The following is a 26837-nucleotide window of genomic DNA, read 5'->3' as shown; positions in this document are numbered from 1 at the left end:
AGGCAGGCGGCGTAACTGGCCGATTGTCCGCCGGATCGGGTGATTGGGCGTATTACAAGGAACGACTTTGCTTTGCATAGGCGTCGAGTTCCAGCGGGGAGCGGGAATAGCCCATCATTTCCATTTCAATCAGATAGCGCCGCAAGAATGATTCCCTGCCTAGCCGATCCTGCTGCCCGATATGAACGAGTTCATGAGAGATCACTGAGTTATTTTCAGCAGTCCATGCCTTGAGCATGATCACGTAGCCGTTGGTTCTGCCGCCTTCGGTTTTGCTGCCCATGCCGATACGCTCCGCCTCCTTGCGCAACTCCGGGTCGGATGGCAATGGAAAATCTTCGAGAACCACGATCCTGACCCGGCCCGGATCTTTGACGCCGACGCGAATCGCAAATTCGGTTTCGGGCCGGGAAAGCGGACGGCCTTTCGGCGATAGCTCGATTTCCACCTGCTCGTACCACGAGAGCACCCGTGGGAAAAAATATTCTAACTTTGCCAGGACGGCTGGCGGAGGATTGTCCAATGCCAGCAGCTCTTGATCTGTCGGGCGCGGGACAATCATGCAACCAGAGATGGCGAGTGAAAATAGGCCGGCTAATAATGAGATGCGCATGGAAAGATGCCTAAATAAAATCAGGCGGCAGCGATCTTGCAGGGAGTATCCGGTAAACAAAAAGCATATCGTATCCTTCCAGGAGGCGCCCCATTATATGGCCGTTTGGTCAAACCTGGAATTTATCGGATGGAAAAGGATGCCGAGCTTCTCCTGACTTGGCTTTCCGCGCCAAGAGCCCGGGTAGCAGCGGCGCCTGCGCATCTACGCCGCTTGCCGGTAGTGCTCGTGCCGTTGAAAGCGTGAACCCGCGCGGTCAAAGTCAATAAGGGCTGGATTGCGGCATCTCCAGAAAATATGCTTGCCCTTTAAAAGATCAATTGCAAGAAAACCATCTCCTGCGCGAAAATGATCTGGCCCCGGGTTGGGGCGCGTATATTCTTCACCGCATGCGCTGGTCTTCAAATATCCGCCGGCGGATAAAGCCGGGCCTGGCGATGTGCGTTTTCGTCGCCGGTGTGTCCGATGCGTTGCCGCGGGCCTTGCCGGGCAGGAGTTTTCAACCATGGCCGTCAGTGTTTTCGACCTTTTCAAGATAGGCATAGGCCCGTCCAGTTCGCACACCGTGGGGCCCATGCGCGCGGCACGGCTGTTCGTGCAGCGGCTGGCGCGGGACGGGCGTTTGCCGCGGGTGGCGCGGGTGCGCTGCCAGTTGTTCGGATCGCTGGGCGCCACGGGCCGCGGCCACGGCAGCGACCGGGCCGTGCTGCTGGGGCTGTGCGGGCATGCGCCCGACACGGTGGACGTGGCCCTCGTCGAGCCGCTGGTCGCGCGCATCCGCGGCCAGGGCCGGCTGCCGCTGGCCGATGGCCCCGAGATCGCCTTTGACTGGCTGGCCGACCTGCTGCTGGTGGCCGACGTGGCGCTGCCGCTGCACGCCAATGGCATGCGCTTCGAGGCCTTCGACGCGCAGGGCGGGCTGCTCGACGCTCAGGCCTATTACTCGGTCGGGGGCGGCTTCATCGTGAGTGAAGATGCGGCGCGGGACGCGGCGCGCCAGGCGCAAATCGCGCCCGGCACCGAGGTGCTGCCGTTGCCGTTTCACAGCGGTGCCGAGCTGCTGGCGCAGGCGCGGGCCCAGGGCGGCTCGATCGCCCGGGTGATGCGCGTCAACGAACGCCACTGGCGCGCCGATGCCGACATCGACGCCGGCCTGCTGGCCATCTGGCGCGCCATGCAGGACTGCGTGGCGCGCGGCTGCGGGGCCGAGGGCGAGTTGCCCGGCGGCTTTCGCGTGCGCCGGCGTGCACCCGGCCTGTACAGGGCGCTGCAGGCGGCGCAAGGCCTGCAGCAGGATCCGCTGCAGGTGATCGACTGGGTGAACCTGTTTGCCCTGGCGGTGAACGAGGAAAACGCCGCCGGCGGGCGCGTGGTCACGGCGCCCACCAATGGCGCGGCGGGCATCGTGCCGGCGGTGTTGCACTACTACTGGCGCTACGTCGAGGGCGCGGGCGAGGCCGGGGTGATCGACTTCCTGCTCACGGCCGGCGCCATCGGCATTCTGTACAAGGAGAACGCCTCCATCTCGGGCGCCGAGGTCGGCTGCCAGGGCGAGGTGGGCGTGGCCTGCTCCATGGCCGCCGCCGGCCTGTGCGCGGTGCTGGGCGGCACGCCCGCGCAGGTGGAGAACGCCGCCGAGATCGGCATGGAGCACCACCTGGGCCTGACCTGCGACCCGGTGGGCGGGCTGGTGCAGATTCCCTGCATCGAGCGCAACGCGCTCGCGTCGGTGAAGGCCATCAACGCCGCGCGCATGGCGCTGCATGGCGACGGCACGCACCACGTGAGCCTGGACCAGGTCATCAAGACCATGCGCGAGACGGGAGCCGACATGATGAGCAAGTACAAGGAGACTTCGCGCGGCGGGCTGGCGGTGAACATCGTGGAGTGCTGACGCGCGGCCCTTTCAGCGCGTCAAAGCAGGGGTTGCCCAATCACGAAGCACGTCTCCCATGAAACCCTGAGTCCGTGCCCGGCCCGTCCCCTTATCGTGACGCCTTCGCTGTACACACGATAAGGAAAGCCCCATGTCCACGCGCCGCCGCCTGCTGGCCGCACTGTTGATGGCACTGCCCCTGGCCGGCTGGGCCGCCTGGCCCGAGCGGCCCATCACCATGGTCGTGCCCGCCGCCGCGGGCGGCACCACCGACATCGCGGCGCGCGTGCTGGCCGAGAAGATGGGCAAGGACCTGGGCACCTCCATCGTGGTGGAGAACAAGGGCGGTGGCGGCGGCAGCATAGGCACGGCGCAGGTGGCGCGCGCCAAGCCCGACGGCTACACGCTGCTGATGGGCAACATCGGTCCCATCGCCATCAACTTCAGCCTCTACAAGCAGCTGAGCTACAAGGAAACCGACCTGCGCGGCATCACCAACGTGATCTCCGTGCCCAACATCCTGGTGGTGCATGCCGACTCGCCCGCGCGCAGCGTGCAGGACCTGGTGCAGCTGGCGAAGAAGCAGCGCCTGAACGTGGCCACCTCGGGCGTGGGGCAGTCGCCGCACATGTCCTCCGAGATGTTCCGCCAGAAGGCCGGCATCGAGGTCACCCTGGTGCCCTTTCCGGGCGCGGCCCCGGCCGTGACGGCGCTGCTCGGGCAGCAGGTGGACTTCATGATCGACAACCTGCCCAGCTCCATGCCGCACATCAAGTCGGGCAAGTTCCGCGCGCTGGCCATCACCAGCGGCGCGCGCTCGGCCCAGCTGCCCGACGTGCCCACCATGGCCGAGGCCGGCGTGCCCATGCAGGTCACGGCCTGGTTCGGCCTGCTGGCGCCTTCCGGCACGCCCGACGCGGTGGCCCTGCGCCTGCAGCAGTCGGCGCGCAAGGCGATGCAAATGCCCGAAGTGCGCCAGCGCTTCGCCGAATTGGGCGGCGTGCCCGGCGGCGAGACGCCGGCCGAGTACGACGCCTTCATCGCCCAGGAACGCAAGAGCTGGGCCCAGATCGTCAAGGCCGCGGGCCTGTCGCTGGAATAACCTTCATGGCCATGCAAGCAGACATCGAACACCTGTTGACCCAGCCCTTCGGCTCCCTGCCCGAACTGATCGCGCGCCAGGCCGCGCACCGCCCCGGCCACACGGCCCTGATCCTGGAGGAGCAGCGCCTGGACTACGCTGCGCTGCGCGCCGGCATGGACCGCGTGGCCGCCAGCCTGCAGCGCGATGGCCTGGGGCCCGGCGACGTGGTGGCCGTCTGCGCCGGCACCTCGGTCGAATACCTGCTGGCCTACCTCGGCGCGCTGCGCGCGGGCGTGGCGGTGGCGCCGCTGGCGCCCTCGGCCACGGCCGAGCACCTGAGCGCCATGCTGGACAACTGCGGCGCGCGCCTGGTGCTGCGCGACCGCGAGGTCGCCGCGCAATGGCCCCTGCACGCGGGCGCCGCCCTGCGCTGCGTGGCGCTGGACGATGCGCCCGAGGCCGGCGCGCCCTGGTCGCAATGGCTGGCGCAGGGCGACGGCGCGCCCGTGCCGATCGCGCCCGCGCCCGACTGGGCCTTCAACGTGATCTACTCGTCGGGCACCACGGGCGTGCCCAAGGGCATCGTGCAGTCCTGGGCCATGCGCTGGGCCCATGTGCGCCGCGCCATCACCAATGGCTATGGGCCCGACGCCGTCTCGCTGTGCGCCACGCCGCTGTATTCCAACACCACGCTGGTGGCGGCCCTGCCCACGCTGGCGCTGGGCGGCACGCTGGTGCTGATGCGCAAGTTCGACGCCGCGCATTACCTGGAGCTGGCCGAGCGGCACGGCGCCACCCACACCATGCTGGTGCCCGTGCAGTACCAGCGCCTGATGGCCTGCCCCGCGTTCGACGGCACCGACCTGAGTCGGCTGCGGCACAAGTTCTGCACCAGCGCGCCCTTCGGTGCCGCCCTCAAGGCCGAGGTGCTGCGGCGCTGGCCCGGCCGGCTCATCGAGTACTACGGCCTGACCGAGGGCGGCGTGCGCTGCGAGCTGCATTGCCACGACTTCCCGGACAAGCTGCACACCGTGGGCCGCCCCGGCGAGGGCGCCGACATCCGCTTCATCGACGAGCAGGGGCGCGAGCTGCCCGCGGGCGCGCAGGGCGAGATCGTGGGCCGCTCGGCCGGCATGATGAACGGCTACCACCGCCTGCCCGGCAAGACGGCCGAGGCCGAGTGGTTCGACGCCCAGGGCCAGCGCTTCATCCGCAGCGGCGACGTGGGGCGGCTGGACGAGGACGGCTTCATCGTGCTGGGCGACCGCATGAAGGACATGATCATCACGGGCGGCTTCAACGTCTACCCCAGCGACATCGAGGGCGTGCTGCAGCAGCACCCGCAGGTGGCCGAATGCGCGGTGGTCGGCGTGCCTTCCGAGCAGTGGGGCGAGACACCCGTGGCCTACGTGGTGCCGCGCGCCGGCGTGCAGCCCGCGGCAGCCGAGCTGCGCGAATGGCTCAACACCCGCGTCGGCAAGACCCAGCGCGTGGCCGACCTGCGCACCGTGGAGCGCCTGCCGCGCAGCGAGATCGGCAAGGTGCTCAAGCGCCAGCTGCGCGAGCAGTACCTGCAGGCGGCCCATTGATTCCCTCGTACCAGGAGAGCGACATGTCCATCCGTCCCTCGCGGCTGCGCCGCGCCATGCTCGCCGGCCTGGCGCTGGGTGCCGGCGCCCTGCTGGCCCCCGCCGCCCAGGCCGCGGACGCCTGGCCCGCCAAGCCGATACAGCTCGTGATTCCCTACCCGCCAGGCGGCAGCGCCGACCTGCTGGGCCGGCCGCTGGCCGTGCAGCTGCAGCAGCAGCTGGGCCAGCCCGTGGTGCTGGAATACAAGCCCGGCGCGGGCGGCACGCTGGCCTCGCAGTACCTGGCGCGCGCCAAGCCCGACGGCTACACGGTGCTCATGGTGCTGGCGGCCCACGCCATCAACGACAGCCTGTACCCCAAGCTGCCCTACGACACGCGCCGCGACTTCGCGCCCGTGTCGCTGGTGGCCAACCTGCCCATGGTGGTGGCCGGCAGCAGCAAGCTGCCCGCCAGGAACATGCAGGAGCTGGTGCAGGCCGCCAAGGCGGCGCCGGGCAAGCTCACCTTCGGCTCGGCCGGCAACGGCAACGCCGGGCACCTGGCGGCGGAATACTTCAGCAGCATCGCCGGCATCAAGATGACGCACGTGCCCTACAAGGGCAGCGCCGGCGTGGTCAATGCCATGCTGGCCGGCGACATCGACCTGACCTTCGACAGCATCTCCACCTCCATGCCGCATATCCGCGGCGGCCGCATGCACGCGCTGGCCGTCACCAGCGCGCAGCGCTCGGCGCTGGCGCCCGAGGTGGCGACGGTGCAGGAGCAGGGCGTGGCCGGCTTCGACGTGACGGGCTGGTACGCGCTCATCGCGCCGGCCGGCACGCCGCCCGAGGTCAGGCAGCGCCTCGCCCGGGAAATCGCCGCGGCCCTGCGCCAGCCCCAGCTGCAGTCGCAGCTGGCCGCCGGCGGCTACGAGCCCGTGGGCTCCACGCCCGAGGCGCTGCAGGCGCACATCGACAGCGAGATCGCCCGCTGGGCCGCCGTGGTCAAGTCCACCGGCGCCAAGGTGGACTGACAATCACCCCATGCAACACCACTCCAGCACCAGCAACGACATACCCCCGAGTCCCTTCGCCGGCGAGGCGCCCGAGATGTTCTTCGGCCTGCCCATGGCCATGGCGCGCGCCATGGCCCTGCGCGGCGAGCGCATCGGTAACGACCGGGCCCAGGTGCGCATGGGCTTCCAGGCAGAGCAGTCCAACAGCCGCGGCGACGTGCATGGAGGCTCCATCGCCACGCTGCTCGACTGCACCCTGGCGGCGGCTGTGCGCTCGCACGCTCCTGCCGCCTACGGCGTGGCCACCATCGACCTGACGCTGCACTTCGTGGCTGCCGCCGGCGGCGACCTGGTCGCCACCGCCCACTGCGAGCGGCGCGGCCGCTCCATCAGCTTCGCGCGCGGCGAGGTGCGCGCCGAGGACGGCACCCTGGTGGCCCTGGCCACCGGCAGCTTCAAGCTGGTGGCGCGGCAGCAGGCGCAGGGGTAGGCGCTTCAGGTCGGCTGCACGCCCGCGGCCTGCAACAGGCGGCCCCAGACGGGCCCTTCCTGCGCCCATAGCTTGCCGAACCTCTCGGGCGTGTCGTCGTCCACGGGCACGAAGCCGGCGGCGATGATGCGCGCCATGCCGTCGCGGCTGGCGACAGCCTGGTTGGCGGCGGCGGCCCATTGGCGGGCCACGTCGGCGCTCATGCCCTTGGGGCCGGCGATCGCCAGCCAGCCGACGAGGGCCAGCGCGTCCTGCGGGTAGCCGGCCTCGGCAAAGGTGGGCACGTCGGGCAGCAGCGGCACGCGGCGCGGGCCGGTCACCGCCAGGGCGCGCAGCTTGCCGGCATCGATGTGCGCCTTGAGCGACAGCAGGCTGCCCATGCCGATCCTGATCTGGCCGCCCAGCAGGTCCTGCACCATGGGGGCCTCGCCCTTGTAGGCCACGTGCGCCATCTCGGCGCCGGCAATGTCGCTGAGCGTGGTGCAGGCCAGCTGGCCGTGCGAGCCTATGCCGTAGGAGCCATAGGACAGCTTGCCCTTGTTGGCGCGGGTCCAGGCCATGAACTCCTGCATGTCCCGGGCCGGCACGTCGGCCGTGACCACCAGGGCAATCGGCGCCAGGCATACGCGCACCAAAGGGGTGAGGTCGGTCAGCGGGTCGTAGGCGGTCTTCTTGTACAGGTACTTGTTGGTCAGCATGGACGAGGTGGTGCCCAGCAGCGCCGTCATGCCGTCGGGCGGCGACTTGGCCACCATCTCGCCGGCGATCAGGCCGGCCGCGCCGGGCTTGTTGTCCACCACCACGGGCTGGCCGAAGCGCTTGCCCATGTGCTCGCCCAGCACGCGGGTGATGACGTCGGTGGCGCCGCCGGCGGCGAACGGCACCACCACGCGCACCGGGCGGGTGGCGAAGCCGGCCTCCTGCGCCTGCGCGCCCAAGGGGAGCGCGGCGCCGGCGGCCAGGGCCAGCAGCTGGCGGCGGCTGCAGCGCGGAAGGTGGGGGCCGTGGGTCATGGGGTGTCTCCTCGTGTCGTGGTGGTGATGCGAAGCCGTATCAGTCCATGGAAATCTTGGCCGCCTCGGCCACGGCCTTCCAGTGGGCGGCGTCCTTGTCGACCTGGGCCTTGAAGTCGTCGGGCAGCGAGCCCACGGGAATCAGGCCCATGTCGGTCAGGCGCTTGTTGAGCTCGGGCGACTTGACGATGGCCGCCACCTCGGCGCCCAGCTTGTCCACGATGGGCTTGGGCGTGGCGGCGGGCAGGAACACGCCGAACCAGCCGTTGGCCTCCAGGCCGGGGTAGCCGGACTCGGTCATGGTGGGCACCTGGGGCAGGGCCGGGTGGCGCTGGGCGCCGGTGACGGCCAGGATGTTGAGCTTGTCCGACCTGATGTGCGGGTAGGCGCCCGTGGCGTCCACGAAGGCCAGCGTCAGCTGCCCGCCCAGCAGGGCCGCCATCTCCGGCCCCGAGCCCTGGTAGGGGATGTGGGTGATGTCGATGCCGGCCCGCTGCTTGAAGCGCTCGCCGTTCATGTGCGACGAGGTGGCGTTGCCGTAGGTGCCGTAGTTGAGCGTGCCGGGCGCGGCCTTGGCCTTGTCCACGAACTGCTGCAGCGTGGTCACGCCCGAGCTGCGCGGCACCATGAGCAGGTCGGCGGACTTGGCGATCTGCGACACCGGCGCCAGGTCGGCCAGCTTGTAGGGCACCTTCTTGTACAGCGCCGGGATCTGCACCAGGGCGGTGATGCCCAGGAGCACGGTGTGGCCGTCGCCCGGCGCCTTGGCCACGATGTCGTTGCCCAGGATGCCGCTGGCGCCGGGCTTGTTCTCCACCACCACGGGCTGGCCCCAGCGCTGCGACAGCTGCGTGCCGATCAGGCGCGCGATGATGTCGGTGCCGCCGCCGGCGGGGTAGGGCACGACGAGGCGGATGGGCTTGTTGGGGTAGCCGTCCTGCGCCTGCGCGCCGCCCATGGCGCAGGTTGCGGCCAGGGCGATCAGGGGCAGCCATTGAGCGAGGGTCTTGCGGCGGGTGATGGCCATGGCGGGGTCTCCTTGGGTGTCGTGGAATGGTTACAGGGTGCGGGCGATGATTTCCTTCATGATCTCGTCGCTGCCGCCGTAGATGCGGCCGATGCGCGCATCGGTCCAGGCGCGGCCCACCTGGTATTCGGTCATGTAGCCGTAGCCGCCGTGCAGCTGCAGGAATTCGTCCAGCAGCCGGTTCTGCAGCGCCGTGGCGTTGAGCTTGACCATGGCGGCGCGCTCGGGCGTGAGCTGGCGCTGCATGTGCAGCCGCATGCAGTCGTCCACGAACACGCGCAGCATGGTGGCCTGGGCCTTGGCCTCGGCGAGCTTGAAGCGCGTGTTCTGGAACTCGAACACCGTCTGGCCGAAGGCCTTGCGCTCGCGCGTGTAGTCCACGGTCTTCTGCAGGAAGGTCTCGATGGACGCGGCGGCGCGCACGGCGACCACCAGGCGCTCCTGCGCCAGCTCGCGCATCAGGTACTTGAAGCCCATGTTCTCCTCGCCCAGCAGGTTGCCCGCAGGTACCTTGACGTTGTCGAAGAACAGCTCGGAGGTGTCCTGCGCCATCAGGCCGATCTTCTCCAGCTTGCGGCCCTTGCTGAAGCCCGGCGTGCCCTCCTCCACCACGATCAGCGACACGCCCTTGGCGCCCAGGTCGGGCGCGGTCTTGGCGACGACGATGACGAGCTCGGAGTTGATGCCGTTGGTGATGAAGGTCTTGCTGCCGTTCAGGATGTAGTGGTCGCCCTCGCTGTCCTTGACCAATCTGGCCGTGGTGCGCACCGACTTCAGGTCGCTGCCCGCGCCGGGCTCGGTCATGGCGATGGCGCCGATCAGTTCGCCAGCGGCCATGCGCGGCAGCCAGCGGTCCTTCTGCTCGGTGCTGCCGTAGGCGTGGATGTAGGGCGCGACGATGTCCGAGTGCAGCGGAAAGCCCAGGCCGCTGGCGCCGGTGCGCGCCACCTCCTCGATCAGGATGGCCGCGTGGCCGAAGTCGCCGCCGCCGCCGTAGGGCTCGGGCAGCAGGGTGTTGAGCAGGCCCTCGCGCCCGGCCTTGCGCCAGACCTCCTTGGGCACGATGCCGTCGCGCTCCCACTGGGCGTGGAAGGGCACGATTTCCTTGTCGAAGAAGCGCCGCGCCTGCGCGCGGAACTGTTCGTGGTCTTCGCGGTAGATGGTGCGCTGGGTCAGGTCTTGCATGGCTGTTGTAATTCCCAAGGTTTGCGAATGAAATATGGCCTTGACGCCCATGGGACGGGCGATGGCAGCTATTGTTTTATGAGTCGCGCAGGGCAAAGCCGGCCTGCGGCTGGTCGCGGAACCGCTCCTTGAGCTGGCGCCGCAGGAGCTTGCCGGTCTCCAGGCGCGGCAGGGCATCGACGAACACCATGCGCTGCGGCAGCTTGAGCCGGGCCAGCACCTGCGCGGCCTGCGTGGCGATGGCGCGCGCCGTCTCCTGCGTGGCCTCCTGGCCCGGGCGCAGCACCACGGCCGCCAGCGGCACCTCGCCGAAGTCGGGGTGGGGCACGCCGACCACGGCCACCTCCTGCACGCCGGGGTGGCGGGCCAGGGCGTTCTCTATCTCCTGCGGGTAGAGGTTGACGCCGCCCGAGAGGATCAGGTCGGCGCGCCGGTCGCTCAGGTACAGGTAGCCCTCGGCGTCCACGTGGCCGATGTCGCCGTATGTGACCCAGCCCCGGTCGTCGATGGCCTGGCGCGTCTTCTCGGGGTCGTTCAGGTAGGTGAACTGCCCGCCGCCCGAGAAATACACCTGGCCGATCCCGCCCGCAGGCAGCTCCCGGCCCTCATCGTCCACGATGTGCAGCAGGCCCGTGGTGGCACGGCCCACCGAACCGGGGCGCTGGCGCCACTCGTTTGAATCGATCATGGTCGTGCCGCAGCCCTCGGAGCCGGCGTAGTACTCCATCAGGATGTCGCCCCACCAGTCGAGCATGGCGTGCTTGACATGAACCGGGCAGGGCGCGGCGGCGTGGATGGCCATGCGGTGGCTCGACAGGTCGTGGCGCTGGCGCACCTGCTCGGGCAGCTTGAGCAGGCGGCCGAACATGGTGGGCACCCACTGGCTGTGCGTGACGCGGTGGCGCTCGATGAGCGCCAGGGCGTTTTCCGCGTCGAAGCGCTCCATGATCACGGCCTGCCCCCCGAGCTCCAGCGCGCGCAGCGTGTAGCGCAGCGGCGCGGCGTGGTACAGCGGCGCGGGCGAGAGGTACACCGTGTCCTCGCCCATGCCCATGAGGCGCGCCGTGCCCTGGGCCTCGGGGTCGGCCTGGCCGCGCAGGCCGGCGGGCCACAGCGGCTTGAGCACGCCCTTGGGCCGGCCCGTGGTGCCGGAGGAATACAGCAGGTCGCGCCCCAGCGGCCGGTCGGCGAAGTCCACCGGCGGGCCCTGCAGCGCCGCCAGCGCCGCGTGCAGCGACGGGGCCTGCGGCCGGGCTTCGTCCACGGTCCACCAGGGCAGGCCGATGCCCTGGAGCTGGGGCAGCGTCTTGCCGGACGCCACCACCAGGCGCGCACCGCTGTCGCCCACGATGTAGGCCACCTCGTCCGCCGTCAGGTGGGTGCTGAGCACGGCCGCATACAGGCCCGCCTGGCGCGCGGCCAGCACCAGGGCCAGGATCTCGACGCGGTTCTCCAGCAGCACGGCGAAGCGCTCGCCCGCCTGCAGCCCCTGCGCCGCGAGCCATTGCGCCATCTGCTGCGCCATCTGCGCCAGCGCGCCGGCGGTGTAGCTGCGGCCCTGGTCGGCCATGACCACCACCACCCGCCCGGGGGCCGCCTGTGCGCGGCCAAAGAAATCCTGCATGCCTGTCACCCGTGGTCTCCAGGAGCGCCGCCAGGACGGCGGCGCGCCGTCAGATGCGAAACATAAGTCTCACAAAACAATAGCTTCCAATGATTCTTTCAGGCAGAAGATGGATTAAACATCGGGTAAATACGGTGTTCAGCACAAACTAACGGTGAGAAAAATGCTTTTAATGGATCATAGGTTTCATAAAACATATGGAGTGAACATGGAAAATCCCGTTATCGTCGATGCCATCCGCAGCCCCATGGCCCGGGCCAAGCCCGACGGCGCGCTGGCCGAGCTGCACCCCGTGGACCTGCTCTCGCAGGTGCTGCAGCAGCTGGTGGAGCGCAACAAGATCGATCCCGGCCAGGTGGACGACGTGATCTGCGGCTGCGTGAGCCAGTCCGGCGAGCAGGCCAACACCCCCGGGCGCCTGGCCTGGCTGGCCGCGGGCCTGCCCACGCACGTGCCCTCCACCACCATCGACCGCAAGTGCGGCTCCAGCCAGCAGGCCGTGCACTTCGCGGCCCAGGCCATCATGGCCGGCGTGCAGGACATCGTCATCGCCTGCGGCGTGGAGTCCATGAGCCGCGTACCCATGGGCAGCTCGCGCATGGGCAAGAACACCACCGGTGCGCGCTTCGATGCGCGCTACGCGCCCGGCCTGGTGGGCCAGGGCGTGTCGGCCGACCTGGTGGCCGCCAAGTGGGGGCTGAGCCGCCTGGAGCTCGACGCCTATGCCGCGCGCTCGCACCAGCGCGCCCACGCCGCGCAGTCCGGCGGCGGCTTCGTGCGCGAGATCGTGGGCATCGATACGCCCGCGGGCCGCGTGGCGGCGGACGAAACCATCCGCGCCGGCACCACGGTGGAAAAGCTCGCCGGCCTCAAGGCCGTGTTCGAGAGCGAGGAGCTGTTGGCGCGCTTTCCGCAGATCCAGTGGAGCACCACGGCCGGCAATGCCTCCCAGATGACCGACGGCGCCAGCGCCATGCTCATCATGAGCGAGGCGCGCGCCCTGCAGCTGGGCCTGCGCCCGCGCGCGCGCTTCGTGGCCTTCGACGTGGTGGGCGACGACCCGCTGTACATGCTCACCGCCCCCATCCCCGCCACGCAGCGCGCGCTGGCCAAGGCGAAGATGAAGCTGGACGACATCCACCACTACGAGATCAACGAGGCCTTCGCCAGCGTGCCCATGGCCTGGCAGAAGGAACTGCAGGCCGACGGCGAGCGCCTGAACCCGCGCGGCGGCGCCATCGCCCTGGGCCACCCGCTGGGCGCCTCGGGCATACGCCTGATGACCACCATGCTGCACGCGCTGGAGGACAGCGGCCAGCGCTACGGCCTGCAGTCCATGTGCGAGGCCGGCGGCATGGCCAACGCCACCATCATCGAGCGACTTTGATTTTGATAGCTGCCAGCGCTTGATGGGTAAGCGCTACAGGCAAAAAGGAGCAAAAATGAAACTGCAACAAGGAATGACCGCCCTGGTCACCGGCGGCGTCTCGGGCCTGGGGCAGGCCTCGGCCGTCGCGCTGCTGGAGCGCGGCCTTCAAGTGGTCGCCGTGGACCTGAACGACGAGCGCGGCCAGGCCATGGAAAAGCAATACGCCGGCCGCCTGCGCTACGTGAAGGCCGATGTGTCCGACGAGGCCCAGATGCAGCAGGCCATCGCGGCGGCGGAAGCCTTCGGCAACTTCCGCGCCCTGGTGCACTGCGCGGGCATCGGCGGCCCGGTGCGCCTGGTCGAGAAGGACGGCAGCCCCGGTTCGCTGGAGAAGTACATCAACATCATCCGCGTGAACCAGATCGGCACCTTCAACACGTTGCGCCTGGCCGCCGCGAGCATGGCCAGGAACGAGCCCATCGACGGCGAGCGCGGCGCCTGCGTGCTCACCGCCTCGGTGGCGGGCTACGAAGGGCAGATCGGCCAGATCCCCTACGCCTCTTCCAAGGCCGGCGTGATCGGCATGACCATCGTCGCGGCGCGCGACCTGGCGTCCAAGTTCATCCGCGTGTGCACCATCGCCCCGGGCCTGTTCGACACGCCCATCCTGGCCAAGCTGCCCGAGAACGTGCGCCAGTCGCTGGCCGCCAGCGTGCCCAACCCGGCGCGCCTGGGCCACCCCTCGGAATACGCGCTGACCGCGCTGCACATCCTGGAGAACCCCATGCTCAACGGCGAGACCATCCGCCTCGATGGCGCCATCCGCATGCAGCCACGGTGAAATCGGCCCTCAGCGCCCGTGGATAGGGCGCGAGATGCTCTTATTTTCGATAATACATTGGAGACAACCATGCCCCCGTACAACCGCCGCCGCGCGCTCCACCTGACCGGGGCGTGCGCCCTGCTGGGGCTGGGCGCCCTGGCCTCGGCCACGGCCGCCCGGGCCGACGCCGCCTGGCCCACGCGCCCCATCACCTTCGTCATCCCCGGCGCCGCCGGCGGCACCACCGACACGCCGGCGCGCTTCATGGCGCAAAAGCTGGGCGAGCGCCTGGGCCAGCCCATCGTGGTGGACAACAAGCCCGGCGCGGGCGGCATGCTGGGAGCCGGCCAGGTGGCGCGCGCCCAGCCCGACGGCTACACCGTGCTGGTGGGCAACACCGGCTCCAACGCCATCAACTACACGGCCTACCAGAAGCTCGGCTACAAGCCGGGCGACTTCATCGCGCTGACCGACATGATCTCGTTCGCCAACGTGCTGGTGGTGCCGGTGAAGTCGCCCATCAAGAGCCTGGGCGAGCTGGTCGCGGCCGCGAAGAAGGACCCGGGCAAGCTGGCGTTTTCGTCGGCGGGCGTGGGCCAGACCACGCACCTGATGGGCGAGCTTTTCCGCCAGCGCACGGGGGTCGACGTGGTCCACGTGCCCTACAAGGGCTCCGCGCCGGCCACCATGGCCATCGTGTCCGGCGAGACCCAGTTCATGTTCGACAACCTCACGGGCTCGCTGGTCCACGTCAAGGACGGCAAGCTGCGCGCGCTGGCCGTGACCGGCGCCACGCGCGAGCCTGAGCTGCCCGACGTGCCCACCATGACCGAGCTGGGCATGAAGGACTTCGACAAGGTGGGCTGGATGGGCTTCTTCCTGCCCGCCAAAACGCCTCCGGAGATCGTCAAGAAGCTCACCGACAACCTGATCGCCGTGCTCAAGGACCCGGCCGTGGTCCAGCGCTACCGCGAACTCGGCGGCCGCCCCGGCGGCATGGCGAGCGCGCAGTTCTCGCAGATGGTGGAGCGCGACAGCAAGGACTGGGGCGAGCTGATCCGCAGCCAGAAGCTGCAGCTCGATTGAGGACGCGCCATGACTGACACCCTCTCCTTCGCGGGCCGCCATGTGTTCGTGGCTGGCGGCAGCAGCGGCATCAATCTCGGCATCGCGCAGGCGTTCGCGCGTGCGGGCGCCCATGTCACGGTCATGAGCCGATCGCCCGAGAAGGTGCAGCAGGCGGCCGACGGGCTGCGCGCGCTGGGCGCGCAGGCGCTGGGCATCAGCGCCGACGTGCGCGACCCGGTGGCCGTGGACGCGGCGCTGCGCCAGTCCCATGAACGCTTCGGCGACATCGACGTGCTGGTCTCCGGCGCGGCGGGCAACTTCATCGCGCCGGCCAAGGACCTGTCGCCCAACGGCTTCAGGACGGTGATCGACATCGACCTCAACGGCAGCTTCCACGTGCTGCGCCTGGCCTACCCGCTGCTGAGGAAGCCCGGCGCCAGCGTCATCAACATCTCGGCGCCCCAGGGCGTCAACCCCACCATGTACCAGGTCCATGCCTGCGCCGCCAAGGCAGGCATCGACATGATGACGCGCGTGCTGGCCATGGAATGGGGCGAGGCGGGCGTGCGCGTGAACGCCATCGCGCCCGGCCCGATCGCCGACACCGAAGGCATGCGCCGCCTCGCGCCCTCGCCCGAGGCGCTGGCCAACGCGGTCGCCAGCGTGCCGCTGCAGCGCATGGGCACGCTCGACGACATCGCCCACATGGCGCTGTTCCTGTCCTCGCCGCAGGCCGGCTACGTGACGGGCGCCGTCATCCCCGTGGACGGCGGCTCCTCGCTGCGCGGCGGGCGGGACATGCGCGCCTCCTACACCCCGCGGGGCGCGGCATGAGCGGCGGTGGCTACCGGCGCATACGCTTCGGCGTGGAGGAGGGCGTTGCCACCCTGGTGCTGGACAACCCGGACAAACGCAACGCCTTCGACCCCACCATGCGCGCGGAAATGGCCGATGTGGTGCGCCAGGTGCAGGGCGACCCCGCCATACGCGCCCTGGTGCTCACGGGCGCGGGCGCGCATTTCTGCTCCGGCGGCGACCTGGGCAACATCGCCGCCAGCGGCCTGGACAACGGCGGCTGGCGCCGGCGCCTGTCCAGCCTGCACCACTGGCTCAAGGACCTGGTGCTGCTGGACAAGCCGGTGGTCGCCGCCGTCGACGGCGCGGCCTATGGCGCCGGCTTCAGCCTGGCGCTGGCGGCGGACTTCATCATCGCCAGCACCCGCGCGCGCTTCGCCATGTCCTTCATCCGCGTCGGCCTGGTGCCGGACTGCGCGGCCTTCTACACCCTGCCGCGCATCGTCGGCGTGCAGCGTGCGCGCGAGCTGATGCTGTCGGGGCGCGAGGTCCCGGCCCAGGAGGCGCTGGACCTGGGCATCGCCACCGAACTGGCCGCGCCCGAGGCGCTGCAGGCGCGCGCCCAGGCCATCGCGCGCAGCTTCGTGCATGCCTCGCCGGTGGCGCTGAGCCTGATCAAGCGCTCGCTCGCCCTGGCCGCCGACGACCTGCCCTCGCTGCTGGAGCAGGAGGCCAATGCCCAGGCGCTGGCCATGGGCACGCCCGAGCACCGCGAGGCGGTGCACTGCTTCCTGGACAAAAGACCGGTGCCCTTCCAGTGGCCCGGGCGCTGAATCAGGAGAAAATCCCCGGATTTCTAGAGGTTCATGTGAATACGGATGCGGACGGCAAACTGGTCAGCGCCCTGGTGCGCGGCATTTCCATCCTGCGCTGCTTCGGCCACAAGCGCACGGAGCTGAGCGCGCGCGAGCTGATGGAGCTCACGGGCCTGCCCAAGCCGACATTGTTTCGCCTCACCGACACCTTGTGCGAACTCGGGCTGCTGCGCTATTCGGAGCGCCTGTCCAAATACGTGCCGGGCCTGGGCCTGCTGCAGCTGTCCTGGCCGGTACTGTTGCGCCTGGCGCTGCGCCAGTTTGCGCGCCCGCAGATGCAGGCGCTGGCGGACTTGATCGAGGGGCAGGTGCAGCTGGCCGTGGGCCATAAGCACCAGCTGTGCCTGGTGGAACTGGCCAATGGCATGGGCAACACCGTGTTTCGCCAGGAGATCGGCGTGCGCATGTCGCTGTCGCGCACCGCCACGGGCCGCGCCTACCTGCTGGGCATGGCGGACGATGCGCGCGAGGCCTACCTGCAGGGCCTGCAGGCCAGCGACCCGCAGCGCGCCGCCTGGCTGGCGCAGCGCCTGGTCAATGCCCGCGAGGACATGGAGCGCCACGGGTTTTGCCGCAGCCACGGCGACCTGCACAGCGAGATCGAATCCATCGCCGTGCCCATGAGCCAGTCCCAGGACGGCGAGCTGTGGATCTTCGCGGTCTCGGTGCCGGTGTTCAGCCCGCTGTACAGCAAGTTAGAGTCCGACCTGGGACCGCGTCTGCGCACCTTGGTACGCTCGGTCGAGGCCGTGGTGGGCGCGGGCGTGCCCTGAGATGAAACGACACCCCCCTGAGGCCCTTCGGGCCTTCCCCCCGCTCTCGCATCGCTGCGCGCTGCGGGCAGGGGGACTTTGCTCAGTGCGGCGGGGCGGCCCTTGCACGGCGGCCCTCGCTTGGGGCCCGCCGGTTTCATGGGATGAGGGTGGCGCGCAGCGCAACGGATGACTGAGACGACAAGGAGAATTGCAATGAAAGTACTGGATGGCGTGCGCGTGCTGGAGATCGGCGGCCTGGGGCCGGGGCCGTTTTGTGCCATGCACCTGGCCGACCTGGGCGCCGACGTGATTTCCGTGGTGCGCAAGGGCCAGGGCGACGACGGCCCGACCGGCAGCCTGCTCAACCGCGGCAAGCGCTCGGTGTTCGCCGACCTCAAGACCGATGAGGGCCGCCAGCTGGTGCTGGCGCTGGCGCAGGACGCCGACGCGCTCATCGAGGGCATGCGCCCCGGCGTGATGGAACGCCTGGGCCTGGGCCCCGGGGAGTGCCAACGCATCAACCCGCGCCTGGTCTATGGCCGCATGACCGGCTGGGGCCAGAGCGGGCCGCTGGCGCCGCGCGCCGGGCACGACGCCAACTATGCTGCCGTCTCCGGCGTGCTGTGGGGCTGCAGCCCGGCCGATGCGCGGCCCGTGTCGCCCTTCGCCGTGCTGGGCGACATCGGCGGCGGCGCCCTGTACCTGATGACGGGCCTGCTGTCGGGCATCATCCAGGCGCGTGCCACGGGCCGCGGCACGGTGGTGGACGCCGCCATCGTGGATGGCGCGGCCCACATGCTCAACCTGAACCTGAGCGCGCGCCAGCGCGGCGTGGTGGCCGACGAGCGCGGCCGCGGCATCCACGACAGTTCCCCGTTCTACGAGACCTACGTCTGCGCCGACGGCCACTGCATCACCATCGGCGCCATCGAGCCCCAGTTCTACGCGCTGCTGCTTGAGATCCTGGGGCTTGCGGGCGACCCGGACTTTGTCGGCGACCAGTGGGACAAGGCCGCCTGGCCCGGGCGCCGCGCGCGCCTGGCCGCCCTGTTCCTGGCCCAGCCGCGTGCGCACTGGCAGGCGCTGCTCGAACCCACCGACGTGTGCTTCGGCGCCGTGCTCAGCCCCGTGGAGGCAGCCGAGCACCCGCACATGCGCGCGCGCGGCGTGTACACCGAGCGCGCCGGCGTATTGCAAGCCATGCCGGCGCCGCGCTTTGACGGCGCGCCTTACCTTCCGGGCGATGGTTGCGCGCCCGGCGCGCATACCGGGCAAGTGCTGGCACAACTGGCCGGGCAGGGCGCCAAGGCCGTGTGGCGACGGTAGGGCAGGCGGTATTGCCGAGCGGCACCGGCTTCACAGCTTGATGCCGTTGTCCTCGATGATCTTGCGCCAGGCCAGCATGTCGCGCTGCATGAGCTGCCGGGTTTCCTGCGGCGTCGAATGCCTGGGCACCATGTTCTGTTCCTGCATGGACTGGGCGATGTCGGGCTTGGCCAGCACGCGGCTCACGGCGGCGGCCATCCGGTCGGCCGCAGCATCGGACATGCCGGGCGGGCCGGCCAGAACGACCCAGGGCACGGCCGAGACCTCCTTGAAGCCCTGCTCCGCCACCGTGGGCACCTCGGCGAAGCCCGGCACGCGCACCGGGTAGTTGATGGCCAGGGCACGCACCTTGCCCGACTTGACATGGGGCGCAATGATCGTGGAATCGGCAAAGATCGTGCCGACATGCCCGCCCAGCACATCCGTCACCGCAGGCGCTCCGCCCTTGTAGGGCACATGCTGCATCTTGACGCCGGCCAGGCTGCAGACCCATTCCATGGCCAGATGCCCGGTGCTGCCAACGCCCGAACTGGTATAGGTCAGCGTGCCCGCCTTCGCCTTGGCCACCTGCAGCAGGTCCTGCAGCGTGCGCACGTGCTCCAGGCCGGCCACCTGCGGGTTGATGGCCAGCACGGCGAACTGCTCGTACAGCAGCGAGATCGGCGTGATCCTGTCGAGCGCGGGCTGCTGCCCGTTCAGCAGAAAGCCCAGCAGCGCCAGCGTGGGGTAGAGCACGAAGGTGTGGCTGGCTGGCGCGCTGCCCTCCACGGCCTTGATGGCGAGCGCGCTCGATGCGCCCGGCCGGTTTTCCACGATGAAGGTCTGGCCCAGCTCCGCCGACAGCGCCGGCGCCAGCAGCCGGGCCGCCAGATCGGTCACGCCGCCAGCGGCAAAGCCCACATAGATGCGCGCGACCTCCTGGCTCCAGGCCGGCCCGGAGAGCATGCCCAGCATGGCAGCGCCCTTGAGCAGCACGGAGCGCCGGCGCAGGGGCGCGGTATGGCGAAACGGATGGGACATGGCATTCATCTCCTGAAGAACACAAACGGCGAGAGACTGGAGGCTATTCGGCCAGCAGCCGGAACTGCGGCAGCGCCATGTCGTCGGACACGCGTTCGAACGCCACTTCGACGCGCCGGCCTATGGCCATGTCGCCGGGCCGCGCATCCAGCACGTTGGCCATCAGGCGCGGGCCTTCGTCCAGTTCGATCATCGCCACCACATAGGGCAGGCGCGCCTTCATGAACGGATTGGGCGCGCGGTGGTTCACGGTATAGGTGTAGACCTTGCCCGTTCCCGCCACGGGCCGCCACTGCAAGGCCTCGGCTTCGCAATGGATGCAGAACGGCCGCGGGTAGAACTGCCAGCGGCCGCAGGCGCCGCAGTGCTGCATGTGCAACTCGCCACGTGCGGCGGCCTGCCAGTAGGGACGGGTCAGGTCCGTGGGCTGCGGCAGGGGGCGTGCGGGTGCTTCGCTCATGTCAGACTCCCAGGATCATCGTGGTGTTGCAGGAAAAGACCAGGCCAGGTGCGTGGCACAGCGCCAGCTCGGCCTTGGGCAGCTGGCGCTCGCCGCATTCGCCGCGCAGCTGGCGCACAGCCTCGATGGCCACGAACATGCCGAACATGCCCGGGTGGCCATACGACAGCCCGCCGCCCGATGTGTTGACGGGCAGGCGCCCGCCCGGCGCCAGCGCGCCATCGGCCACGAAGGCGCCGCCCTCGCCGCGCTTGCAAAAGCCCAGCTCTTCGAGCGACTGGATGACGCCGATCGTGAAATGGTCGTAGATCTGCACCACGTCGATGTCTGCGCGCGTGACGCCGGTCATGCGCAAGGCGGCTTCGGCCGTGGAGGCCACCCCCGTGTCCAGCCAGTCGCCGGTGTTGAAGGGCGTGTAGTGGTGCGCGTGGGTTTCGGCCGCGCCCAGCACGTAGACGGGCTTTTGCCGCAGGTCCCTGGCGCGCCCGGCGGACACCACGACCATGGCGCCGCCGCCGTCCGTCACCAGGCAGCAGTCGCGCTGGCGCAGCGGCTCGGCCACCAGGGGCGAGGCCATCACCTCCTCGATGCTGGTGGGCTCGCGCCGGTAGGCCTTGGGGTTGAGCTGCGCCCAGCGCCGCGCGGCCACGGCCACCTCGGCCAGGTCCCTGGGCGTGGTGCCATAGCGGTGCATGTGCAGCTGCGCCACCATGGCGTAGTAGCCGATGGGGCTCAGGTGTCCATAGGGCAGGATGAACTGGCCGCGCGGCGTGTGCGGCACGTCGGCCGCCACGGCCCCGCCCTTGCGCGAGCCATCGGACAGCTGCGTGCTGCCGTAGGTGATGAGCGCCACCTCGCACATGCCGGCCGCGATGGCCGCCATGGCGCGCTGCACGTGCAGCAGGTTGGACATGCCCCCCACGTTGGTCGAGTCGACGAAGCGCGGCCGCAGGCCCAGGAACTCGGACACCTGCAGGCTGGAGAAGCGGTCGTCCGTGTGGGCGAACACGCCGTCCACGTCGGCCAGCTTCAGGCCCGCGTCGGCCAGCGCCCGCATGGCCGCCTGCGCCTGCAGTTCGAGCGCCGATTTGCCGGGCACCTTGCCCAGGTCGGATTCGGCCACGCCGACGATGGCCACGGATCTGGACAGCGATGGATTCATGCGCAATCTCTCTTTGAAAAGTTCACAGGCCGCGCGCGATCACTTCGCGCATGATTTCCGACGAGCCGCCATAGATGCGGTTGGGGCGCACGTCCGCATACGCGCGGGCGATGGGGTACTCGCGCATGTAGCCATTGCCGCCGAAGAACTGCATCAGGTCATCGATGGCGCGCGTGGCCTCGCTGGCCCACAGCTTGGCCATGGCCGCGCCGTCGGCCGTGAGCTGGCCTTGCAGGTATTGCGCCAGGCAGCTGTCCACGAACGCGCGCGTGGCGGCGGCATGCGTCTTGATGTCGGCCAGGCGGAAGCGGATGTACTGGTTGTCGATCAGCGCATGGCCGAAGGCCTGGCGCTGCTTCACGTAGTCGATCGTCCAATCGAGCGCCACTTCGAGCGCCACCGCGCAGCGCAGCGCGATCAGCAGGCGCTCGCGGACCAGCCCGCTCATGGCGTAGCCGAAGCCCGCGTTCGGCTCGCCGATCAAGGCGTCGCGCGGCACGAACACCTTGTCGAAGAACAGCTCGGCCGTGTCCTGCGCGAGCTGGCCGATCTTGTCCAGCACGCGGCCCACGGCGAAGCCGGGGGTCTTCGTGTCCACCCAGAACAGGCTGATGCCGCGCGCGCCCGCTTCCGGGCTGGTCTTGGCGAAGACGATCACCCGGTCGGCATGCGCGCCGTTGGTGATGAAGGTCTTCTGGCCCGTGATCTCGAAACCGCCATCGACGGCCTTGGCCGTGGTGCGGATGGCTTTCAGGTCGCTGCCCGCGCCGGGCTCGGTCATGGCCAGCGAGCCGACGACCTCGCCGCTGGCCATCTTGGGCAGGAACTCGCGCTTCTGCACCTCGGAGCCGAATTCGAGCAGGTACGGAGCCACGTTCTCGGAGTGCGTGGTGAAACCCGTCACGCCCGTGGCCAGCGCGCGCGCGATTTCTTCCACCACGATGGCGCTGTAGAGGTAGTCGCCTCCGCCGCCGCCGTATTCGTCGGCGATGCTGGGGCACAGCAGCCCGGCCGCGCCCGCGTCGCGCCAGAGCTGGCGCGGCACCCGGCCTTCGCGCTCCCACCCGGCGTGGTGCGGCGTGATCTCGTTGGCGATGAAGCGCGCCACGCTGGCGCGGTACAGCGCGTGCTCGGCGCCGAACATGGGGCGCGGCGTTTCGGAAACGGAAGTCATGGGCATGGCTGCTCTCTCGTTGGATTCGTCATGGGGGCCCTCAATGCGCGATGCCCCGGCCGCCGCCCCAGTACCGTGCCTTCACCAGGCGCTTGAGCAGCTTGCCCGATTCGGCGCGCGGCAGGGCGTCCACGAAATCCACGCTGCGCGGGCATTTGAGGGTCGAAATGCGCTCGCGGCAGTACGCGATGAGCTCGGCCGCCAGCGCGGGGGATGCCTGGTGCGGCGGCTGCAGCTGCACCACGGCCTTCACGGCTTCGCCGAACTCGGCATCGGGCACGCCGACCACGGCCACGTCGAGCACGGCCGGGTGCTCGTGCAACACGTTCTCAGCCTCCTGCGGGTAGATGTTCACGCCGCCCGAGACGATGGTGTTGGCCAGGCGGTCGGTCAGGTAGAGATACCCCTCCTCGTCCACGTGGCCGATGTCGCCATAGGTGGCCCAGCCCTTATCGTTGTAGGCCGAACGGGTCTTCGCGGGATCCTTGTGGTATTCGAAGCGCGGGCCGCCCGAGAAGTAGATGACGCCGTTCTCGCCCGGCGGCAGCTCGCGCCCGGCCTCGTCCACGATGTGTATCTGGCCGACTTCGGCGCGGCCCACGGAGCCGGGGTGCGCCAGCCATTCGTGCGAATCCAGCGAGGTGCGGCCCACCAGCTCGGTGCCGCTGTAGAACTCGTACAGGATGGGGCCCCACCAGTCGATCATGGCGCGCTTGACCGTGGCCGGGCACGGGGCAGCGGCGTGGACCGCATAGCGCAGGCTGCCCGGGTCGTATTGCGCCTTCACGTCGTCGGGAAGGCGCAGCATGCGGATGAACATCGTCGGCACGAACTGCGCATGCGTGACCTTGAACCGGTCGATCACCTGCAATGCCAGCTCGGCATCGAACTTTTCCATCATCACGCAGTGGCCGCCCGCGCGCATCACGGCCATGTTCCAGCGCACGGGGGCCGTGTGATAGAAGGGCGCGGTCGAGAGGTAGACGGAGCGGGCGTCGAAGTCCTTCCAGTGCGTGCGGGGGTCGCTCTTGCTGGCGAAGTGCTTGCCCGCATCGGCCAGCGCGCGCTTGATGCCCTTGGGCAGGCCCGTGGTGCCCGAGGAGTAGCAGAAGTCCATGCCTTCAGGCGTTTCGGGCAAGGCCACGTCGTCGGCGTATGCGGCGATCAGCGCCTCATATTCATCGAAGCCATCGGCCTGCCCATCCAGCATCACGCGCCTGACGGGCAGGCCGCGCAACACCTGCGCATCCAGCTCGCCCGCGGTCCGGGCCGAGCAGAACAGCCACTTGGCTTCGCAGTCGCGCACGATGTGGCTCATCTCCTCGGTCTTCAGGTGGCGGCTGATGGGCGTGTAGTACAGCCCGATGCGGTGCGCGGCCCAGAGGATCTCGAAATAGCGCAGGTGGTTCTCCAGCATCAGCGCGATGCCGTCGCCCGCGCGCAGGCCGGCCTGCACCATGGCGGCGGACAGCTTGCGCGAGCGCAGCTCCAGTTCGCGCCAGCTCACCGCATGGCCCGAGGGCACCATGCGGTAGGCGATGCCCTCGGGGCGCTCGCGCGCCCATTGCTCAAGCGGTGACATGGGCTTGTCCTCGTGCGGTGCCGGCGCTGGCCAGGGGCTTGCGGATGTCGGCCACGCCGTGGCTCAGCACCATGCGGCCGCGCTCCTTGGCCCAGACCGAGAAACGCGCCTGGCCCGCATCGCCATTGCGCTCGAACCACAGGCGTGCCTGCAGGGTGTCGCCCGGGAACACGGGCGCCGAAAAGCGCGCCGCAATGCTGGCCAGGCGTGCGGGGTCGCTGCCGCAGGCCATGCGCACCAGGGCGCGTGCGGCCATGCCGAAGGTGCACAGGCCGTGCAGGATGGGCCGGTCGAACCCCGCCGCCCTGGCCGCGCCGGGCTGCGCGTGGATGGGGTTGCGGTCGCCGTTGAGGCGGTACAGCAACGCGGCGCCGGGCAGCGTTGCCATGTCCATCGTGGCATCGGGCTCGCGCTCGGGCACCGCGGGCAGGGCCTGCGGCGCGCAGTCGCCGGGCTGCGCGGGCGAGGAAAATCCGCCGTCGGCGCGGCAGAAGGACACGTGCTCCACCGTGGCCAATAGCTGGCCCGTGGCGGCGTTGCTGGCGCGGCGCTCGGTCACGACGAGGGCGCCCTTGCCGGCCCCCTTGTCCACCACGCGGCTGATGCGCGTCTGGCTCAGCACCTCGCCCTCGGGCGGCGGCGGCGCATGAAAGCGCATGCGGTGTTCGCCGTGCAGGATCTGCATCCAGTCGATGCCCGTGCCGGGGTCGCTCGCCCAGGCGCCGGGCGCGCCCACGCAGGCCAGCCACGTGGGCATGACGGACATGTTCTCGCCTTCCAGCACGTAGCGCAGGTCGGCTTCGTCGAGCGGGTCGGCGCCCATGCCCAGGCTCAATGCGTAGCGGATGCAGTCATCCACGCCGTAGCGGTCGCGCTGGTCGGCGATCTGCCACTGGCGCAGGGTGTCGTAGTCGATGGCCATGGATGTGCTCCCCCCGGTCAGACGGGGTCCCAGTTGAACACCTCGGGCGAGCGCTCCAGCGGCGTGAATGCGCGCCGCAGCGCGGGCATGGCGCGGCCGGCCAGCGACTGCGCGTCCCAGCCCTCGCCGCTGTGCACCGACGCCACCGGGCGCGGCTGGCTCATGACCATGACCTCGTTGCCGCGCACCGCGAAGATCTGCCCGCTGATGTCCCGGGCCGCGTCGCCGAGCAGGAACGCCGCGACCTGCGCCACCTGCTCGGGCTTCATCGACTGCATGCGCTCCAGGCGCTTCTTCTCGGCCTCGGTCTCGCTGGGCAGGGTGCCGATCAGGCGGCTCCACGCGAAGGGCGCGATGCAGTTGGAGCGCACGTGAAAGCGCGCCATGTCCAGCGCGATCGACTTGGACAGCGCGGCGATCCCCAGCTTGGCTGCGGCGTAGTTGGCCTGGCCGAAGTTGCCGACCAGGCCCGAGGTGGACGTCATGTGCACGTAGGCGCCGCTTTCCTGGTCCTTGAAATACGGCGCCGCGGCGCGGCTGACGTAATAACTGCCGTTGAGGTGCACGTCGATCACGGCCTGCCATTCCTCGCGGTTCATCTTGTGGAAGATGCGGTCGCGCAGGATGCCGGCGTTGTTCACCACGCCGTCGATGCGGCCAAAACGCGTGATCGCCGTCTGGACGATGGCGTTGGCGCCCTCGGGCGTGGCCACGCTGTCGGTGTTGGCCACGGCCACGCCGCCCGCGGCCGTGATCTCGTCGACCACTTTTTGCGCCGGCCCGGCATCGCTGCCCTCGCCGCTGCCGCTGGCCCCCAGGTCGTTGACCACCACGCTGGCGCCCTGGCCCGCCAGCAGCAGGGCGGTGGCCCGGCCGATGCCATTGCCGGCCCCCGTGACCACGACCACCTTCCCGTCCATGGGGCGTGCTTGTGCATTCATCTTCGGTCCTCCTGTGCGCCGCGGTTCAGGGCTTGATGTTGCCGGCGCGGATCACCTCGGCCCAGCGCGTGGTTTCATTGCGCACGAATTGGGCGAATTCCTCGGTGCTGCCGCCCGTGGCCGAGCCGCCTTGCTGCGCTATGGTTTTCTGCACCTGGGGGTCGGACAGCGCCTTGTTGAGCGCGGCGTTCAGGGCCTGCACCGTGGCCGCCGGCGTCTTGGACGACACGAACAGGCCCAGCCATACCGACACGTCGAAATCCTTGTAGCCCAGCTCCATCAGCGTGGGAACGTCGGGCAGCTCCGCGCTGCGCTCGCGCGTCGTCACCGCGATGGCGCGCAGCTTGCCCGCGCGCACGAGGGGCAGGGCGGTGATCAGGTTGTCCACCATGTAGTCCACCTGCCCTCCGACCAGGTCGGTGAGTGCCGGCGATGCGCCGCGGTACACCACCTCGACCGCCTTGATGCCCGCGCGCTGGTTCAGCATCGCGCCCGCGAGGTGCCCGGACGAGCCGCTGGTGGACACCGCCATCGACACGCCGTTGGGGCTGTTCTGCGCGTAGGCCTTGAGCTCCGCGATGCTCTTCACCGGCAGCTTGGGGTTGACCACGACCACGTCGGGCATGGTCAGCACGCGGATCACCCCGGTCATGTCGGCGGCCGTGTAGGGCAGCTTGTCCTGCAGCGTGTAGTTGGCGGCATTGGGCCCCAGGCTGCCCATCACCAGGGTGTGCCCGTCGGGCTCGGCGCGCAGCATGGTCTGGATGCCGATGGTGCCGCCGGCGCCCGGGTGGTTGTCGACGATGACCGGCTGGCCGACGATGTCGGTGAGCGCCTTGGCCACCAGCCGGCTGGTCTGGTCCAGGATGCCCCCGGGCGAACTGGGCGCCACGATGTGCATGGGCTTGGCGGCCTTGAAAACCTCACCCTGGCTGTGCGCGGACAGCGGCAAGGCCAGCGACACGGCCGCAACCACCGGCGCGCCGATCCGAAAAATCCTGCTCCACATGATTTGTCTCCTTGTTTGTTGAACTACGGCTTGATTTGTCCGCTAGGCGGACTTATA

General features: G+C 69.5%; 25 protein-coding genes. 12 read left to right on the top strand and 13 right to left on the bottom strand.

The features are described from left to right. Positions 1–52: 52 nt before the first annotated feature. The gene (locus ACX12L_RS08395) at positions 53–613 is read right to left on the bottom strand and encodes a hypothetical protein (RefSeq protein WP_459262220.1); all 561 of its coding nucleotides are present in this window, start codon (positions 611–613) and stop codon (positions 53–55) included. Positions 614–1118: 505 nt separating this feature from the next. Between ACX12L_RS08395 and ACX12L_RS08390 the strand changes: the two genes are divergently transcribed. The 5 genes from ACX12L_RS08390 to ACX12L_RS08370 all read left to right on the top strand — a co-directional run bounded on the left by ACX12L_RS08390 (position 1119) and on the right by ACX12L_RS08370 (position 6650). Further along, positions 1119–2507 (top strand): L-serine ammonia-lyase, encoded by a 1389-nt coding sequence (locus ACX12L_RS08390; RefSeq protein WP_459262219.1) that lies wholly within the window; start codon positions 1119–1121, stop codon positions 2505–2507. Between the two features lie 133 nt (positions 2508–2640). After that, positions 2641–3591, top strand: a complete 951-nt coding sequence (locus tag ACX12L_RS08385; protein ID WP_459262218.1) for a Bug family tripartite tricarboxylate transporter substrate binding protein — start codon at positions 2641–2643, stop codon at positions 3589–3591. Between the two features lie 11 nt (positions 3592–3602). Beyond that, the gene (locus tag ACX12L_RS08380; RefSeq protein ID WP_459262317.1) at positions 3603–5162 is read left to right on the top strand and encodes a class I adenylate-forming enzyme family protein; all 1560 of its coding nucleotides are present in this window, start codon (positions 3603–3605) and stop codon (positions 5160–5162) included. Between the two features lie 23 nt (positions 5163–5185). Further along, entirely contained in the window at positions 5186–6178 is a 993-nt protein-coding gene (locus tag ACX12L_RS08375) for a tripartite tricarboxylate transporter substrate binding protein (protein ID WP_459262217.1), read from the top strand. Positions 6179–6188: 10 nt separating this feature from the next. After that, positions 6189–6650, top strand: a complete 462-nt coding sequence (locus ACX12L_RS08370) for a PaaI family thioesterase (RefSeq protein WP_459262216.1) — start codon at positions 6189–6191, stop codon at positions 6648–6650. 5 nt (positions 6651–6655) lie between these two features. On the opposite strand, the gene ACX12L_RS08365 is transcribed toward ACX12L_RS08370, so the two are convergent. The 4 genes from ACX12L_RS08365 to ACX12L_RS08350 form a co-directional block, all read right to left on the bottom strand. Continuing rightward, entirely contained in the window at positions 6656–7663 is a 1008-nt protein-coding gene (locus ACX12L_RS08365) for a Bug family tripartite tricarboxylate transporter substrate binding protein (RefSeq protein WP_459262215.1), read from the bottom strand. A gap of 40 nt (positions 7664–7703) precedes the next feature. Further along, entirely contained in the window at positions 7704–8690 is a 987-nt protein-coding gene (locus ACX12L_RS08360; RefSeq protein WP_459262214.1) for a Bug family tripartite tricarboxylate transporter substrate binding protein, read from the bottom strand. Between the two features lie 30 nt (positions 8691–8720). After that, positions 8721–9875 carry an acyl-CoA dehydrogenase family protein gene (locus ACX12L_RS08355; RefSeq protein ID WP_459262213.1) on the bottom strand — a complete coding sequence of 385 codons (1155 nt, stop codon included), beginning with the start codon at positions 9873–9875 and terminating at the stop codon, positions 8721–8723. Positions 9876–9951: 76 nt separating this feature from the next. Further along, positions 9952–11499 (bottom strand): AMP-binding protein, encoded by a 1548-nt coding sequence (locus tag ACX12L_RS08350; protein ID WP_459262212.1) that lies wholly within the window; start codon positions 11497–11499, stop codon positions 9952–9954. A 208-nt stretch (positions 11500–11707) separates the two neighbouring features. On the opposite strand from ACX12L_RS08350, the gene ACX12L_RS08345 reads away from it, so the two are divergent. The 7 genes from ACX12L_RS08345 to ACX12L_RS08315 all read left to right on the top strand — a co-directional run bounded on the left by ACX12L_RS08345 (position 11708) and on the right by ACX12L_RS08315 (position 18510). Continuing rightward, complete coding sequence (locus tag ACX12L_RS08345; RefSeq protein WP_459262211.1) at positions 11708–12886, top strand: thiolase family protein; 1179 nt, start codon at positions 11708–11710, stop codon at positions 12884–12886. Positions 12887–12941: 55 nt separating this feature from the next. Beyond that, positions 12942–13709, top strand: coding sequence for an SDR family NAD(P)-dependent oxidoreductase (locus ACX12L_RS08340; protein WP_459262210.1), 768 nt, complete (start codon positions 12942–12944; stop codon positions 13707–13709). 69 nt (positions 13710–13778) lie between these two features. Continuing rightward, the gene (locus tag ACX12L_RS08335; RefSeq protein ID WP_459262209.1) at positions 13779–14777 is read left to right on the top strand and encodes a Bug family tripartite tricarboxylate transporter substrate binding protein; all 999 of its coding nucleotides are present in this window, start codon (positions 13779–13781) and stop codon (positions 14775–14777) included. 9 nt (positions 14778–14786) lie between these two features. Beyond that, positions 14787–15593 carry an SDR family oxidoreductase gene (locus tag ACX12L_RS08330; RefSeq protein ID WP_459262208.1) on the top strand — a complete coding sequence of 269 codons (807 nt, stop codon included), beginning with the start codon at positions 14787–14789 and terminating at the stop codon, positions 15591–15593. Continuing rightward, positions 15590–16387: an enoyl-CoA hydratase/isomerase family protein gene (locus tag ACX12L_RS08325; RefSeq protein ID WP_459262207.1), complete on the top strand. Its 798-nt coding sequence runs from the start codon at positions 15590–15592 to the stop codon at positions 16385–16387. The genes ACX12L_RS08330 and ACX12L_RS08325 overlap by 4 nt, the downstream gene beginning before the upstream one ends. Positions 16388–16422: 35 nt before the next feature. Then, positions 16423–17202, top strand: a complete 780-nt coding sequence (locus ACX12L_RS08320; protein WP_459262206.1) for an IclR family transcriptional regulator — start codon at positions 16423–16425, stop codon at positions 17200–17202. A 195-nt stretch (positions 17203–17397) separates the two neighbouring features. Further along, positions 17398–18510, top strand: coding sequence for a CaiB/BaiF CoA transferase family protein (locus ACX12L_RS08315; RefSeq protein WP_459262205.1), 1113 nt, complete (start codon positions 17398–17400; stop codon positions 18508–18510). A 30-nt stretch (positions 18511–18540) separates the two neighbouring features. Here ACX12L_RS08315 and ACX12L_RS08310 read toward each other — a convergent pair whose 3' ends face one another. Genes ACX12L_RS08310 through ACX12L_RS08275 form a run of 8 tightly spaced genes read right to left on the bottom strand, consistent with a single transcriptional unit; the run spans position 18541 to position 26780 of the window. Continuing rightward, positions 18541–19530, bottom strand: a complete 990-nt coding sequence (locus ACX12L_RS08310) for a Bug family tripartite tricarboxylate transporter substrate binding protein (protein ID WP_459262204.1) — start codon at positions 19528–19530, stop codon at positions 18541–18543. A gap of 43 nt (positions 19531–19573) precedes the next feature. Next, positions 19574–19990 (bottom strand): Zn-ribbon domain-containing OB-fold protein, encoded by a 417-nt coding sequence (locus ACX12L_RS08305; protein WP_013517073.1) that lies wholly within the window; start codon positions 19988–19990, stop codon positions 19574–19576. Position 19991: 1 nt separating this feature from the next. Beyond that, positions 19992–21152 carry an acetyl-CoA acetyltransferase gene (locus ACX12L_RS08300; RefSeq protein ID WP_459262203.1) on the bottom strand — a complete coding sequence of 387 codons (1161 nt, stop codon included), beginning with the start codon at positions 21150–21152 and terminating at the stop codon, positions 19992–19994. Positions 21153–21174: 22 nt separating this feature from the next. After that, positions 21175–22332, bottom strand: coding sequence for an acyl-CoA dehydrogenase family protein (locus ACX12L_RS08295; RefSeq protein ID WP_459262202.1), 1158 nt, complete (start codon positions 22330–22332; stop codon positions 21175–21177). Positions 22333–22366: 34 nt separating this feature from the next. Continuing rightward, positions 22367–23908, bottom strand: coding sequence for an AMP-binding protein (locus ACX12L_RS08290; RefSeq protein ID WP_459262201.1), 1542 nt, complete (start codon positions 23906–23908; stop codon positions 22367–22369). After that, positions 23895–24830, bottom strand: coding sequence for a MaoC/PaaZ C-terminal domain-containing protein (locus ACX12L_RS08285; protein WP_459262200.1), 936 nt, complete (start codon positions 24828–24830; stop codon positions 23895–23897). The genes ACX12L_RS08290 and ACX12L_RS08285 overlap by 14 nt, the downstream gene beginning before the upstream one ends. 17 nt (positions 24831–24847) lie before the next feature. Continuing rightward, entirely contained in the window at positions 24848–25771 is a 924-nt protein-coding gene (locus ACX12L_RS08280) for an SDR family oxidoreductase (RefSeq protein ID WP_459262199.1), read from the bottom strand. A gap of 25 nt (positions 25772–25796) precedes the next feature. Continuing rightward, positions 25797–26780: a Bug family tripartite tricarboxylate transporter substrate binding protein gene (locus ACX12L_RS08275; RefSeq protein ID WP_459262198.1), complete on the bottom strand. Its 984-nt coding sequence runs from the start codon at positions 26778–26780 to the stop codon at positions 25797–25799. Positions 26781–26837: the final 57 nt, after the last annotated feature.

Source organism: Alicycliphilus sp. T452, from assembly GCF_054512775.1.
The sequence above is the reverse complement of the archived record's forward strand: the minus strand, read 5'-3'. Positions and strand labels throughout refer to the sequence as shown.